This is a genomic window from Burkholderia stagnalis, from assembly GCF_902830275.1.
Taxonomy (GTDB): Bacteria; Pseudomonadota; Gammaproteobacteria; order Burkholderiales; family Burkholderiaceae; genus Burkholderia; species Burkholderia stagnalis.
On sequence record NZ_CADESW010000011.1, the window covers coordinates 135,844 to 152,404 of the forward strand.

General features: G+C 67.3%; 2 protein-coding genes and 1 pseudogene. 1 reads left to right on the top strand and 2 read right to left on the bottom strand.

The features are described from left to right. Nucleotides 1-144 precede the first annotated feature (144 nt). The gene (locus HWY45_RS20080; RefSeq protein ID WP_414143477.1) at nucleotides 145-13,032 is read left to right on the top strand and encodes a filamentous haemagglutinin family protein; all 12,888 of its coding nucleotides are present in this window, start codon (nucleotides 145-147) and stop codon (nucleotides 13,030-13,032) included. A 237-nt stretch (nucleotides 13,033-13,269) separates the two neighbouring features. Here the strand turns inward: HWY45_RS20080 and HWY45_RS20085 are convergent. Both HWY45_RS20085 and HWY45_RS20090 read right to left on the bottom strand, forming a co-directional pair. After that, nucleotides 13,270-14,567, bottom strand: a pseudogene (locus HWY45_RS20085) (substrate-binding domain-containing protein). Between the two features lie 172 nt (nucleotides 14,568-14,739). Beyond that, complete coding sequence (locus tag HWY45_RS20090) at nucleotides 14,740-16,032, bottom strand: substrate-binding domain-containing protein (protein ID WP_059884108.1); 1,293 nt, start codon at nucleotides 16,030-16,032, stop codon at nucleotides 14,740-14,742. Between the last annotated feature and the right edge of the window lie 529 nt (nucleotides 16,033-16,561).

A 16,561-nucleotide genomic window follows, 5' to 3' on the forward strand; every position in this document is an offset into this window, starting at 1 on the left:
CGCCACGTCGCTGCCACGCGGGCTTCGTATGGTCTTCGGATTCCGGCAGCCTGCTCAAGGCGCAACGACATGCGCGGCAGCGGATCGGCGTCGACGTCGGCGCGACCGTGGCCGCGCGCAATCTTCTAGGGTTCGGGGTGGAGAATGGCAGCACGCGCACGCACAGCACGACAACATGACCCGATTCGTTCGCGGTCGATCCTGAGATCGGACCTGCGTCCGCTATGCCGGGCCGTCGCCCTCGTGCTGGCGGCCGGCGTCACCGCGCATGCGCAGGCGGCGGGCATCGTGAACCTCGGGCAGGCGGCGGCGCGCGCGCCGGGCGGCGGTGCGGGCGGCGGGGCCGGCGGCATGCCGGGCGTGCCGAATCTCGGCGTGTCGCCGCAGCAGGCGCTGCAGGCGAGCCAGCCGTCGATCCGCAACCTCGGCTACGCGGCGCATGCGATCGCCGCGCAGATCGCGGCGCAGCAGAATGCGGCCGCGGCCGCCGCGAAGCTGCCGTCGACCGTGCCGAACGGGCTCGCGCCGGGCGGCCTGCAGGTCGCGGCGGGCGCGAGCAGCGATTCGAACAACCCCGTGCTCTGGTTCAATGCGAACGCGCCGCGGCAGAGCGTCGACGCGAACGGGCACGTGAACGTCGACGTCAAGCAGACCGGGCAGAACGCGGTGCTGACGTGGGAGACGATGAACGTCGGCCGGCAGACCACGCTCAACTTCGACCAGTCGGCCGGCACGCAGACCAACGGCGCGAACAACTGGGCGGTGCTGAACCGCGTGAACGACCCGAGCGGGCGGCCGAGCCAGATCCTCGGCAACATCACCGCGCAGGGCGCCGTGTACGTGATCAACCGCAACGGCGTGCTGTTCGGGGCCGGGTCGCAGGTCAACGTGCATTCGCTGGTGGCGTCGTCGCTGCACCTGCTGGACACGAAGAACCAGCTGATGCCGACGCCGGACGGCATCGTCGCGAGCAACAGGCAGTTCCTCAGCCTGCCGGCCGGCACGACCGGCGGCCTCGCGTATCCGCAGTCGGGCAGCTCGACCGGCGTGGTCGGGTCGAACCGGCCGAACGAAGTGCTGGGCCTCGGCACCCAGGCGGCGCTCGCCGGCGCGTACCAGGCGCCGGGCGACATCACGATCGAGCCGGGCGCGTCGATCACGACGCACGCCAACGGCACGGTGAGCGACGGCGGGTTCGTGCTGGTGGCCGCGCCGAACGTGACGAACGGCGGCAGCATCACCGCGACGGCCGGGCAGGTCGTGCTCGCGGCCGGCGTGGGCGTGAGCCTGCGCCCCAACGGGCTGGCCGGGAAGAACAATCCGCAGGTGCTGCTGCCGGAGCTGAGCGGGCAGATCGTCACGAGCGACCCGCAGACCGGCGCGACGATCGACGTGACGCCCGCGGGCACGCTGACCAACACGGGCATCATCCAGGCCGCGCGCGGCAACGTGAACCTGCTGGGCAGCCGCGTCGCGCAGAACGGCGTGGTGGGCGTGACGACGAGCGTGAACACGCCCGGCACGATCACGATCTCGACCGCCGACGAATACGCGTCGAACGATCCGCTGGGCCGGGCGTACCCGGGCCAGGCCGGCGCGGTCGTGGGCGGGCCCGGCGGCGGCGCCGACGACGTGCACCGCGCGGGCCTGCTGAGCTTCGGCCCCGGATCGGTGACGGCGGTGCTGCCGGACAGCAACGGGCAGACCGCGACGTCCACGCCGGGCACGACCTTCACGCCGGGCGGCATCGCGATGACGGCCGGATCGGTATGGTTCCAGGGCGGCTCGCTGATCGAGGCGCCGGGCTCGAACGTGTCGGTGACGGCGTACGTGCCGCAGGTGGCCGGCGCGGCGCCGCCGCCGGGGCAGACCGCGGTGCCCGGCCGGATCTACGTGGACAGCGGCGCGACGATCGACGTGTCGGGCCTCGCGAACGTCGGCGCGCCGATCGCGCAGACGCTGCTCACGATCGACCGGATCGGGCAGAACGAGCTGGCCGATTCGCCGCTGCTGCGCAACAGCTTCCTGTACGGGCTGAAGGGCATGGTGGTCGACAGCACGCTGACGGGCACGCGCAGCGACGGCGTGCAGTGGGTCGGCAGCCCGATCCTGAACCTGTCGGGCTATGCGAACCTGATTCCGCGCACCGTCGACCAGCTGCTGACCAACGGCGGCACGATCACGCTTTCGGGCGGGGACGTGATGACGGCCGCCGGGTCGTCGATGAACCTGAACGGCGGCTATGTGCATTACGCCGGCGGGATGGTGAACACGACGCGCCTCGTCGATGCGAACGGCGCGATCGTGCCGATCGGGCAGGCGAGCCCGTACGAGCGATACGTGGGGATCGCCGGGCAGTACGTCGAGAGCCACCCGCGCTGGGGCGTGACGAAGTCCTGGTTCAACCCGCTGCAGACGGCGGGCGCGTACCAGGCCGACACCATCGTCGGCGGCAACGCGGGCACGGTCGACCTCTATGCGTCGCGCGCGCTGGTGCTCGACGGCGACATCAGCGCGCAGGCGTTCGGCGGCGCGAAGCAGATGCAGGGCAACAGCCTGCCGTCGGGCGGCACGTTCAATCTCGGCGCCGATCCGAAGCTCGGCGGCGGCGCGCTGGCCGCGCTCGCGTGGAACAACAGCACCGCCGCGCCGTCGGGCATCACGGGGTTCACGATCCTGCAGGATCGGGCACCGCAGCTGAACGACCTGGCGCCGGCTTTTTCGATCGATACGCCGCTCGACAAGCATGCGTTGCAAACGCTGCCCGACACCGATCCGCGCAATGTCCTGACGACGATGGTGGTGCCGGCCGCGACCCTGAACCAGGGCGGCTTCGCGAACCTGAACGTGACCCAGGACAAGGCGGGCGGCAAGGGCATCGCGGTCGAGCAGCATGCGCAACTGAACCTGCAGCCGGGCGGCTCCGTCACGCTCAACAGTTCGACGGGCGGCATGGACGTCAACGTCGAGGGCCGCTTGTCCGCGCCGGGCGGCTCGATCTCGATCACGAGCGGCGGCAATGTCGTCGTGGGCCCGCAGGCGGTGCTCAGTACCGCGGGTCAATGGGTGAACAACAATGTGCGGGCAGCGCCGGGCACGACGCCCGGCAACAGCCAGTTCATCAACGGCGGCAGCATTTCGCTGTCGGCCACCGAGAGTGTGATCGCGAATAACGGCGTCACCGCCGATACGACCGGCTCGATCCTGCTTCGGCCCGGCAGCGTGCTCGACGTCTCGAGCGGCGGGCAGATGCTGGCGAACGGTCAACTGCTGATGCAGGACGGCATCCCGGCCGGGCGGGCCGGCAATGTGTCGCTGCGCACGTATGTGGCGCCTCTCGCCCAGCAGTTCGGGCATACCGGCGACGGGGGGGCCAACCTTCCCGACAGGCAGCCGACGGCCGGCACGCTCGCGCTGGGCGGCACGATCCTCAGCGAGGGTTTCTCCGGCGGCGGCACGCTGTCGCTGCAGGCGCTCGGCTTCCGGATCGGCGGCGATCCGGCGGCGGCCGCGCCGTGGGACGTGTATCTGCCCGAGAGCTTCTTTGCGCAGCAGGGCTTCGGCAAGTACGTGCTGAACGCGTACTACGACTCGGTCGTCGCACCCGGCGCGACGATCGCGCTGACGCAGCGGAACCTCGTGCCGGACCTGCCGGCGCTGCGGCAGGCGGGCACGGGCGCGAACCTGTCGGCCGGCGGCCTGACGACGATCGGCCGGCTCGACGCCTATCACCGGCAGGCAACGAATCTCGTGCTGACCGGCGGCAACTACGTGTCGTGGCTCACGCCGTCGGTCGCGACGCCGTCGTATCCGGGCGTGACCGGCGCGGTTACGGTGTCGGCCGGCGCGTCGATCCTTGCGGATGCCGGCGCGAGCATCGGCTTCGGCTCGCCGACGCAAGTCACCGTGCTCGGTTCGGTGCGTGCGCCGGGCGGCGCGATCACGCTGAGCGCGGACACGGGCGGCGCGTTCGCGCAGCCGGGGCAGTTCGGCGTCTACGTTCCGAGCGACAGCCGGTCGGTCTGGCTCGGCGCCGATGCGACGCTCGACGTGGCGGGCGTCGCGCTGGCCAATCCGCTCGCGACGCCGGTCAAGGTCGGCGGACAAGCCGTCGTGCCGAACGTCGGCAAGGTCCTGCCGGGCGGTTCGGTCACGCTGTCGAGCGACACCGGCTACGTGGTCGCGCAGGCCGGCTCGAAGATCGACGCGTCGGGCGCGTCGGCGAACTTCGACCAGTTGCAGGCGAACGGCGCGTATGCATCGCAGCCGGTGTGGAGCGACGCGGGGTCGATCACGCTGTCCGCCGCGTATGGCCTCTTTGCCGATGCGACGCTGGCAGCCCGCGCGGGCGCCGAGCCGGCGCGGGGCGGCACGCTGTCGATCCTGCCGCATCAGAACCCGAGCAGCGCCGGGGCGACCGCGCTGGTCGTGCGGCAGAGCGGGACGCTCGTGCCGGCCGGGCTGGCGCCGGGGCAAGCCTTCTCGACGGCGATCGACCCGACCACCGGGCTGCCGGTCGGGCAACCGACCGGCGTGATCCAGTTCGTCGCCGACAGCCTGAACGGCTCGGGCATCGCGAATCTCGTGCTGGGCGACAGTGCGTCGTCGCACCTCAGGTCGCCGGTGCCGCCGATCGCATTCGCCGGCAACGTCAATCTGACGTTGCCGGAGTCGGTGACGCTGAATACCGGCCGGATCGCGGCGCTTGGGCTGGATCAGCTGACGACGCTGCTGTCGAAGCCCGCGAGCCAGCCGGACATCAATTCGACTCCGCCGACGGTGCTCTCGACGTTGCTCGCGCAGCCGCAGCCGCCGCTCGGCACGCGTGTGTCGATCGATGCGCCGTATGTTGCGGTGGCCGGCCCGGTGAACACGACGCAGTCGCCCGGGTTGGCGCCGGTCGCCGCGCTGTCGGATGCGACGCTGAACGTCAACGCGTCGTTCATCGATCTGCGCAATCAGTTCCAGCTGAACAATTTCGGCCAGGCGAACTTCAACAGCCGCGGCGACATCCGGCTCAGTTCGACGAACGTGACGACGGCGGGCACGGTCGCGCCGCTGGCCGGCGTGCTGTACACGCCCGGCAACCTGACGTTCAGCGCGGCGAGCCTGTATCCGGCCACCGGCAGCACGTTCATCGTCGATGCGGTCGGCCCGGCCGATCCGGTCACGGGCAAGCCTGCGCCGACGACGGTCACGTTCGCGTCGAACGGCGCGTCGGGCGCGCCGCTGTCGGCCGGCGGCACGCTGCTGGTGGACGCGACGAACATCGTGCAGGGCGGCGCGGTGCGCGCGCCGTCGGGCACCCTCGTGTTCGGCGTCGGCGACCCGGCGAACGCGGCGGCGCAGGCGCAGTTCAACAACCTGCCGCTGGTCGCGACCGATTCGGTGACGTTCGCGAAAGGCAGCGTGACCTCGGTGTCGAACGGCGACGCGATCATTCCGTACGGCACGACCGTCGACGGCGTGCAGTGGCAGTACAACCCGTTCGCGGGGACGACGGCGGCCGACCTGGGCGCGCCGCCGGCGAAGTTCATCGGCGTGAACGGCAGCCGCGTGGCGCTCGACAAGGGCGCGACGATCGACCTGTCGGGCGGCGGCGACCTGCAGGCCGCCGAATGGGTGCCGGGCACGGGCGGCACGCGCGACGTGCTGTCGCAATACAACGTGAGCTACGCGAACGGCAAGGGCGCGACGGCCGTGCCGGTCAACGCCGGCGGCGGGAACGTGTATGCGATCCTGCCGGGCGCGCAGTCGCCCGTTGCCGCATACGACCCGGTGTTCGCGCAAACCGTGCAGCCGCAGCTCAACGACAACGGCACGGCGTCCACCACGACCGCCACGCTCGGCGTCGGCCGGGCCGGGATGAACGACGCGATCGGCAAGGCGGTGTACCTGTCCGGCGTGCCGGGGCTGGCCGCCGGCTACTACACGCTGCTGCCGGGCAAGTACGCGACGGTGCCGGGCGCGTATCGCGTGACGGTGTCGGGCACGCCGGGCAACGTCGCGCCGGGCGCGAGCAAGGTGCTGCCGGACGGCACGGTGGTCACGGCCGGCTACTTCGCCGACGCGGTGACGGGCGGCCGCAGCGCGACGCCGACGCTGTTCAGCGTGCAGTCGGGGCCGGTGTGGCAGCAGTATTCGCAATACACGCTGAAGGGCGCTAACACGTTCTTCACCGAGCAAGCGGCAAAGAAGGGCAACGTCACGCCGCCGCTGCCGGTGGACGGCGGGCAACTGGTGCTGGCGGCGACCCGCGCGCTCGCGCTCGGCGCGACGCTGAACACCGCCGCCGGCGCGGGCGGCGCGCCGGCCGAGGTCGATATCGCGTCGCGCGACATCCAGGTGACCGGCAACGGCAGCGCGGCGCTGGCGGGCTATCTGCAGATCGGCGCGAACGAGCTCGGCTCGCTGAACGCGGGCAGCCTGCTGATCGGCGGCACGCGCACGGCGACGACGAAAGGCGTGACGATCGCGCCGATCGCGAACAGCGTGGTCGTGTCGAACGACGCGAACTCCGCGCTGAAGGGGCCCGAGATCCTGCTCGTGACGAAGGCCGATGCGAGCGGCACGGATTCGAACGCGGCCAACGGCTTGCGCGTCGATGCGGGCGCGTCGATCGCGGCGGCGGGCGACTATCCGGCCGCGAAGGACCAGCCGATCGCGATCGCCGGCGACGGCGCGCTGCTGCGCGTGTCGAACGGCGCGATGGCGCCGCTCGCGCGCACGGGCGGCACGGGCACCGGCCTGCTGACGGTCGGCGCGGGCGCGGCGCTGGCCGGCGGGCAGGCGCTGCTGCTCGACTCGTCCGGCAACCTGAAGGTCGACCCGAGCGCGGTGCTGTCGGCGAAGGCGATCACGGCGGACGGCTCGGCCATCACGTTCACGAACGCGAAGGGCGCGGCGGCGGCGAACCTGCCGGGGTTCGTGATCGATCCGGCGGGGCTCGCGCAGTTCGCGAACGCGCAACTGGTGACGCTGCGCAGTTACGGGGCGATCGGCTTCGTCGGCGACGTCAACGCGACGTTCGGCAACAGCGTCGACCTGAGCGCGGGCACTTTCACGAGCGACGGCGGCCGCGTGACGCTGAATGCGCCGCAGCTCGCGTTCACGAACGAGATGGGCGCGCCGGTCGGCACGGCGGCGCCGGGCGGCGGTACGCTGACGGTCAACGCGAAGGAGATCGATTTCGGCACGGGCGCGAAGACCGTGAGCGGATTCGGCGCGGCCACCCTGAACGCGACCGGCGGCATCGTCGGGCAAGGCACGGGCACGTTCGACTTCGGCGCGCTGCCGGTGACGCTCAATGCACCGGTGTACCTCGCCGATACGCGTTCGGCGTCGACGGTGAAGACGACTGGTGCGCTGACATTGAACGCGGCGCCCGGCACGGCGTTGACGAAAACGCCGGTGGGCGGCGCGTGGAGCTTCATCGGCGGAACGATCCTCGACAACGGCGCGACGATCGCCGCGCCGGCGGGCAACGTGAACCTGCAGGCGACGAGCGGGAACCTGACGATCGGCAGCGGCGCGACGGTGAGTGCGGCGGGCGTGTCGAAGCAGTTCTTCGACGTGACGCAGTACGCGCCGGCCGGGTCGATCCAGCTGACCGCCGATGCGGGCACGGTCGACGTGCAGCCCGGCGCGACCCTCGACTTCTCGGGCGCGAAGGGCGGCGGCGCGGCGGGCAGCCTGACGCTGGCGGCGCCGAAGCAAGGGGTGAACCTGAACGGCGCAATCAAGGGCGGCGCGGCGAACGGCTACGCGGGCGGCTCGCTGTCGCTCGACACCGCGGGCGCGGCGGATCTCGACGCGCTCGCGAAGACGCTCGCGTCGAGCGGCGTGAACCAGTCGATCACGGTGCACACGAAGACGGGCAACCTGACGCTGTCGCCGGGCAATGCGCTGACCGCGCATGCGGTGTCGCTGACGGCCGATGGTGGGGCGGGGAATGCGTCGGATACGGCGAACGGCAATGTGAACGTGCTGGGGACGATCGATGCGTCCGGGCAAGCAGGCGGGAAGATCGCGTTGTTCGGCCGCAGCGGGGTGGATGTCGAAGGCACGCTGCTCGCGCGCAGCACCGATCCGGCCCAGCGCGGCGGCACGGTGAACATCGGCACCAGCGCGGTGTTCGATCCGGGCGTCGCGAATCCGTACAACGGGACGTATGGCTATGAGAATTTCGATCCGTCGCGCGCGGGGTTGATCCGGGTCGGCGAAAACGCGCTGATCGACGTGTCGGGCGGTACGGCAGGCGGGCTGTCGGGCGGCACGGTGACGTTCCGCGCGCCGCTGCTCGCCGACGGCAGTGTCAACGTGCAGTTGCCGGCAGCGTTCAAGAACGCCAAGGGCGTCACCGGCTCGCGTGCGACGTCGCTCGAGGCGTATGGCGTGTGGAGTACGACCGACGCGTCGACGGGCGCGCAGCACTTCGACGGCATCGTCGATCCGGCCGGCTGGTTCGACAGCAAGGGGCACCTGCTGGCCGGCACGTTTACCGCGCAGGGCGCGGGCGGCGCAACGTTTACGTTCGCGCCCGATCCGAACGGCAGCGGCCTCGGCACGGTGACGAACACCGCGACGGGCGCGCAATTCACGCTGACCGATCCGGCGCAGCTTTACGCGGGGGTGAAGTCGGACGCGTTCGCCGGCTTCAACGGGCTGAACGGCATGTATTTCTCGCCGACGAGCGCGAATACCGATCACCAGAACTATTACGGCGGGCAGATCGTGAAGGCCGCCGACGGAACGCTGACGATGCAGCCCGGCACGCTGATGGCCTTCATTCAGCGCGGCCTCGGTGCGAGCGGGCCCGCGCTCGTCGGGCAGACGTCGAATATCGCGAACTTCCGCGTGGTGCCGGGCATCGAGCTGGACAATCCGGGCGCGACGATCAACAACGGCAACATCTCGATCCTGTCGAACTGGAATCTCGGCGCCGGGCTGCCGAACGACAACGGCTCGATCACGCCGGCGTACCGCTACCACGACACGATCGCGCCGATGCTGACGTTCCGCGCGGCAGGCAATGTCGACGCGCAGGCCAGCATCACCGACGGGTTCTTCCAGAGTCAGGTGGCGACGATCCTCGGGGCGGCGGGGGATGCGTCGGCCACCGGCACGTATGCGGATGCGTTGAAGCTGTACAACGGGCTGATGGCCGTGAACGATCCGGCGTCGATTACGGTGCAGTTCTTCGGCGGGGCGAGCCAGTCGCTCGCTTCGTTCGCCAGCGATTCGCAAAACCCGCTGTACGACCCCAATGTTTCGTTGCGCGCACCGCTCACGAGCCAGGCGTCCGAGTACTATTCCGACTACCTTCAATACGCGAATGCGTGGGGAACGTACTATGGCGACTGGGCAAGCGGCCGGTACACGTCGCACATCCTGCCCTACAGTCCGCTGAATACGCCGGCGCCGGTTCCGTCGAGTTTCCCGACCTATCAGGATTACGCGCTCGCGTATTACGACGTGAATGGACAGAGCTGGCTGAAAGGCTATACCAATTTCACCATTGTCGGCTTCGTGCGGAATGGCACGACGGTCATTCCGAAATTCGGCACACCGACGCCACCGGTTTCTTCGTCGAATCCGAAGGATTACGGACAGTACATTTCCGTCTATAACGGCTATCTGAACCAAGTCACGAGCATTACGACGGCCACTCCGCCCGTGCTGCAGCCGAAGGGCGTATACAGCTTCTTCTTCGCGCCGACCGCGCCGTTGTCGATCCCGTTCACGGGCGTGAACATCGGCGCGTTGCCGGGAAATGCGCCGGCCAACGTCGCGACCGCCAACAACCCGTTGCCGATCAGTTTCGCGGCGCTCCTCGGTGGGCAGAGTGCGTCGTACCGGATCGTCGCGGGCGCGGATACCGCCAGCGCCAATCCGCTTGCGCTGCAGGCCGTTGCGGCATTCGGCTCCGGCGGCGCGTCGACGGGCAACGTGACGCTGAACCAGCATACCGCGTATGTCGATTCGAACGGGCGGACGCTGCTGCAGCCGACGACGATTCGTACCGGCACCGGGTCGATCGACATCGCCGCGGGCAATGACTTCGCGCTGTCCGATACGACTGCGCCGGGCGTGGTGTACACGGCCGGTGCACCCGCGCAGGGTGCGCCCGCGCTGGGTCTGGCCAGCGCACTGATGAGCGGCGCACCGGGGAGCCCCGACATTCTGGTCACGCCGGCCGTGAACCCGGATTCGGCCGGCGATATCACGATTCATGCGCAGCGCAACGTCGATGGCGTGCAGAACGTCACCGATACGACAGGCGAGGTGACGGGGCAGGCCGGCAACAGCATCAGCCAGTACTGGTGGCAGTGGATGCAGATCTCGCCGGACAAGACGGTCACGAAGAAGACCGACGGTACGATGGTCTATACGCCGCTGGCCCGCAGTTCGATCGACTTCGGCGCGTTTGGCCAGGGGGTGATGAGCGTCGGCGGCAATGTGTCGATCAGCGCGGGCGGCAATATTTCCGACCTTGCCGTATCGCTGCCGACGACCTGGTACAAGGATGCCAGCGACACCCCGGTGACCGTCGGCGGCGGCAACCTGACCGTGAGGGCGGGTGGCGATATCCTGAGCGGCAGCTACTTCGTCGCGAAGGGAACGGGAGCGATCGCGGCCGGTGGAAGCATCGGCGCGGATATCGCCCTGCCGTGGCGAATGCTCGGCGCTGAGCCGATTGCCGTATCGACGGTGCTTGCCGCGCAGGATGGCGTGTTGAACGTGACCGCGCGGCAGGGCGTCGATATAGGCGCGATGCTCAATCCGTCTTATTCAAGCACGTTCCAGCAAGCCAACAACAGCGAACAGCCAAACATTAGTCTCTCGGATTATTCGCAGTATGCCGACAGCCAAGGCTATTCCTCGTATTCCGCGGTGAACGTGTTGTCCACGACGGGCGATGTTCGGTTCGGTACGCTCGGCGCAACGCTGACCGGCACGAACGGTGTATTGCCAGCCAGCCTGAATCTGACCGCGTTCAACGGCGGCATCGGCATCGATTCGGGCGGCACGTTGTATCCGTCCGCCACCGGGCAGATGAATTTGATTGCCACCCAGTCCGTGAGTCTCTCCAACGTCGCGACGAAATACACCGCGGCCTACCTGCCCGGCGTACTGGGCATGTCGGATGCGGATCAGGCGCAGATGCCGTCACCGACGAACCCGCTGGCGAAGGTCCCGCTTCCGACCGATGTGACGCTTGCTGCACATGCACTCAATGCGCTGCACGGCGGCGATTCGACGCCTGCGCGCATCTACAGCCTGAACGGGAGCATCGTCAACGGCGTGGCCAGTACGCCAGATATTCCAGGCGCAGGTGACGGCCTCTACGGGAGTCTCGTCACGCTTTCGATCGACAAGCCGGCGCTCATCCAGGCGGGGCAGGATATCGTCAACCTCGCGTTCCTGGGCCAGAACCTGCGCAGCTCGGACATGACCCGCATCGTAGCGGGCCGCGACATCTACGATACGCCGATACCTAATGGCGGCGGCGGTGCAGTGCCTGTGCTGGCGGTCGGCGGTCCAGGCTGGCTCGACGTGCAAGCCGGGCGCAATATCGGTCCGCTGACGAGCCGGGCCGAACTGTTCAACGCGCATGCCGACACCGCGTCGGTTACGCAGGTTTTCACGGGCATCAACGCGGTCGGCAACGCGAACAACCCGAACCTTCCGCATGAAAGCGCGAACGTCAACGTGCGGTTCGGCGTCGGGCCGGGTGTCGATCTGCAGGGGTTCATCTCGGCCTACATCGCGCCGGGCAGCGCCGTGGCAGGCATACCGAGCGCGACGCCGGCCCTGATCGCGTTCATGGAGCAGTACGACGCGGGGCTTGGCGTCGACACGGGATTGCTGGTCGACAAGCAGGCGGCACAGGCCAGGGTGGGCCGCCTGACGGCCGACGAAGCGTGGAAGCAGTTCCAGGCATTGCCGTCGCATGTGCAGCAGCTTTTTGCCGAGAAGGTGCTGTTTGGCGTACTGACGCGCGTCGGCGAGGATTTCAACGATGCGTCGAGTCCGTACCACGATCAGTATGCGAGAGGCTATCAGGCGATCAATACGCTGTTCCCGGCTTCGTACGGCTATACCGCCAACAATCTGGGCGGCGGCTCCAACGGCGCGAACAAAACCGCCAATACGGGCAATCTCGACATCCGCAGCACGACGATCCAGACCCAGCAGGGTGGCGACATCACGATCCTCGGGCCGGGCGGGCAGGCGCTCGTCGGCAGCGCCTCGGCGCCGCCGCAGGTCGTCGATGGCACGGGGACGGTCGTCGCCGGTCCCGGCACGATGGGGATCCTCGCGCTCGAAAAAGGTGACGTCAACATCTTCACCGACCAGAGCGTGCTGCTTGCGCAGAGCCGGATCTTCACCGAGCAGGGCGGCGACATGACGATCTGGAGTTCAAATGGCGACATCAACGCGGGCAAGGGCTCCAAGTCGTCGGCCGACACGCCGGCGCCGCAGTATGTGTGCGACGCGAACCACTACTGCACGGTCGACGCGCGCGGCCAGGTGACGGGGGCAGGCATCGCGACGCTGCAGAGCGTGCCGGGCGCGCCGAACGGCACGATCAACCTGATCGCGCCGCGCGGAACGGTCGATGCGGGCGATGCGGGCATTCGCGCGGGCAACCTGAACGTCGCGGCGCTGCATGTCGTGAATGCGGACAACATTCAGGTGACGGGCAAGTCGACCGGCATTCCGCTCGTGCAGGCCGTGAATACGGGCGCATTGACTGCCGCGAGTGCGGCGGCGTCGGCGGCGAGCCAGGTCGCGCAGGACCTCGCGAAGAACAACGCGGCGGGCGGCAGCCAGCGTCGCTGGACGATCACCGTGCAGGTCGAGGGCTTCGGCGATAGCGGCGCGGATGGCGGCGCGAAGCGGCGCAAGTCGGAACAGGTCGGCTACGATCCGTCGAACGCCGTTTCGCTGCTGGGATTCGGCTCCGCCGGGCCGACGCAGCGGACGTTGCTCAGCAAGGACGAGCTCGGGAAGTTGAACAGGTTCTGAGTGCAGTGCGGGAGAGAGTCCGGGGAGCAAGTCGCGATCGGTCGAAGATGCCGAGCGGTGGCGACTTGCAAGCTGAAAGCGTCGGTATGTCTTGTCGATGCAAATCCTGGGTGGGTTGTTCGGCGAAGGGTTCGCATGTCGACGTGAACGAAATCACGCGATGACGGAATTGCAGGGAAACCCCCCGCATGGAATGCCCGACGCGGGGGCAGTCAGAGGAATCAGACCTGTTTTCGGTTATCGACCAGGATAGAGGCCACATATCGACGTATTGCCGATATCGAGCCCGTTACCGGTGGTATTGCTCAGGAAATTCGAAAATATCGCCGACCTGAAGTTTGACGGCACGATATCGAAGCCGTTTGCATGCGCAATTGATGCGAAGGCTGCATTTGTGTAGTGGAGGTTCAGGAAATCGTGCACGGCCGTCGCCACTGCGGGGTTGGCATAACACTGGCTCAAGATGATCTGGCTCGTGCCCGAAACCGGATAGCCGGCGGACGGGTTGCCGACGTACGGCACCCACTGCGTCGGATCAAATGCGCTGGCGCCCGACGGCGGCGTGACCGTGCCGAGAGCCGTCGTCGCGTTCGCGTACGTCGGCGCGTAGTAGGCGCCATTCTTCGCGTTCACGAGGCTGGCCACCGGCAGTTGCAGCGCGCCCGCAGTCGTCACGACCGAGCTTGACGGCGCAAGGAACGTGTTCGTGTAGGCCGGGCTCAGATAGGCCACCGCTGCGGTCATCGACGACGACAGCGCGCTGCGCACACCACCGCTGCCGTTCGCACCGACGAAGTTTGAAGGCACGCCGTTCGGGAAAGCCCACGTACTGGCGAACGTCAGTGAGTCGTAGAACGTGACGCCGCTCTTCGTGTTGGCTGTCGTACAAACGGCAGCCAGATGACGGGTAAGGAGTTCGGTCGCACCGCTGGCGTTCGCTTGGTAGATCACCTTGATCGGAGCGTTTAGCGGGTAGGTCCAGAGGGTTTCAGGATTGGTCACCTGATTCCAGTTTGTGAGCTTGCCCGAGAAGATGCCGCACAGGTCGTTGTCATTCAGCGCGATGCTGTGTGCCTGACCCGGCATCGTTTGCGGGGTTGTCGTGCTCGTCACGGCCGGGGCGTTGACGACCGGGATCGTGATTGGCGTGACGACGTATGGAATCTGGATCAGCGAGCCGTCGGTTTGGCCGCGGCCTGTGTAGTTGTACGACGTGACTTGGTTCGTCGTGAGTGTCGCGTCGCTGATGGCAAAATGAACCGTGCCCGTCACGCCCGGGCCAAGGAATGTAGGCTGATTGTTGAAAAATGCATACTGACCTGCTCCGGCGTCAACCGGGTAGTACGTGAACGTGCCGTTGGCCGTACCGAACAGCCCGATTTCCGTGACTGGGTTGCCGGCGCTACCAATCATCGGTGCGACGAGCGACGATCCACCACCTTGAATCATGGGGCGGCGGCCATCGCGAGCGATGTACCCATGCCCGAAACGACGAGAGCGAGGACCTGGCAGATCTTGCGCTTGCTGGTTTTCATGAGGGTTTCCTTGAGGAACCATCGAGTGCGACGTATCCGTGCGATACGACGTGACGTGAGACGGCTCTGCCGGATGCGTCGTCACGTGTGGCCGTGACGCGTAAAAAAAACCGGCCTTGAATATTCAAGGCCGGGGTGCGGTCATACCCGATATGACGGGATCAGCTTTCGATTAGCGACCCGTGTACAGCGAGCAGGTCGATGCGTCGCCGATGTCGAGGCCGTTCCCGCTCGTGTTGCTCAGGAAGTTCGCCGAGATCGCCGACCGGAAGTTCGACGGCACCGTATCGAAGCCGTTGCCATGCACGATCGATGCGAAGCTGGCGTTCGTGTAGTGGCTGTTCAGGAAGTTTTGCACGGCGCTCGTGACCGTCGCGTTCGCATAGCACTGGCTCAGGATGATCTGGCTCGTGCCCGAAACCGGATAGCCGGTGGACGGGTTACCCGCGTTCGGCACCCATTGCGTCGGATCTGCTGCGGCAGCACCCGACGGCGCCGCAACCGTACCGAGTGCCGCCGTCGCGTTTGCGTACGTCGGCGCGTAGTACGTGTTCCCGTTCCGGAGGCTGGCCACCTGCAGTTGCAGCGCGCCGGCTGCCGTCACGACCGAGCTCGACGGCGCGAGGAACGTGTTTGTGTAGTCCGGGCTCAGGTAGGCGACTGCGGCGGTCGTCGACGATGACAGCGCATTGCGCACACCGCCGCTGCCGGACACGCCGACAAACGACGCGGTGGTCGGGAAGCCGCTCGGGAACGACGCAGTGAACGTCAGCGAGTCGACGAACTTCACACCTGTGGCCGTGTTGGCAGTCGTACAAACGGCGGCCAGGTGGCGGGTCAGCAGTTCCGTCGTGCCGCTGCCATCCGAGCGATAGATCACCTTGATCGGAGCGTTCGTCGTGTAGGTCGCGTTGGTTTCGGGATTGGTGACCTGATTCCAGTTCGTGAGCTTGCCCGAGAAGATGCCGCACAGATCGTTGTCGTTCAGCGCGATGCTGTGTGCCTGACCCGGCGTCGTTTGCGGGGTCGTCGTGCTCGTCACGGCCGGGCCGTTGACGACCGGGATCGTGATCGGCGTCACGATGTACGGGATCTGGATCAGCGGGCCGTCGGTCGTGCCGCGGCCGGTGTTGTTGTAGTTCGTGACCTGCGCGTTGCTCAGCGCGGCATCGCTGTTCGCGAAGTGAGCCGTGCCCGTCACGCCCGCGCCGAAGAACGTCGGCTGGTTGTTCAGGAATGCATTCTGGCCGGCGCCCGAGCCGACCGAGAAGTACGTGAACGTGGCTTGCGAGGTACCGAACAGGCCGATTTCCGTGGCCGGGTTGCTGACCGAACCGATGGTCGGCGCGACGAGCGACGAGCCGCCACCTTGAATCACGGGGCCGGCGGCCATCGCGACGGAGGCGCCCATGCCCGAAACGACGAGAGCGAGGACCTGACAGATCTTGCGCTTGCTGGATTTCATGAGAATGTCCTTGGACGAAGATAAACGGGAAGCCTGCTGCTGCGGCCGGAATGCCGTGTCGACCGCCGGATGAACTGTAGGAGGAAACGCGCCGTGCGCGTGTGAACTTTTCATAAAGAATGCTACGGAACATTTTTAACGGAATGACTGAATGCCTTATTCGATCGGGTCGCGCATCGGAATAAACAGGATTCGGGGCGATTCGCGATTCCCGGGCTGCATGCCGACCCGTGCTAGCGCGGCGCCGAGTCAATTTCGTGGCAGATGCTACGGAACATTCGTGCCGCCCACGCTTTCGAATTCGAGTAATCGAGAAGAGAGCGGATTCGAAACGGATACTCATTTAATCCATTTAGGGTGAGTCGAAAGTTTCAAAAAGACGATAAGTCGATAACCGGAACGATTAATCACCGCCGCCCCGAAAGGTAGCCCAACATCCGTCACAAATTTGCGCCGGTTCATTCATTAGTCTTTGCGCTGCACACGATAAGTGCGGGCACTCGGGCTATACGGGCCGGTGCGGAAATTC

What these genes read in the sequence shown, in the direction of transcription:
- HWY45_RS20080 (WP_414143477.1), top strand. Translation starts at nt 145, where the DNA reads ATGGCAGCACGCGCACGCACAGCACGACAACATGACCCGATTCGTTCG.
- HWY45_RS20090 (WP_059884108.1), bottom strand. Translation starts at nt 16,032, where the DNA reads ATGAAATCCAGCAAGCGCAAGATCTGTCAGGTCCTCGCTCTCGTCGTT.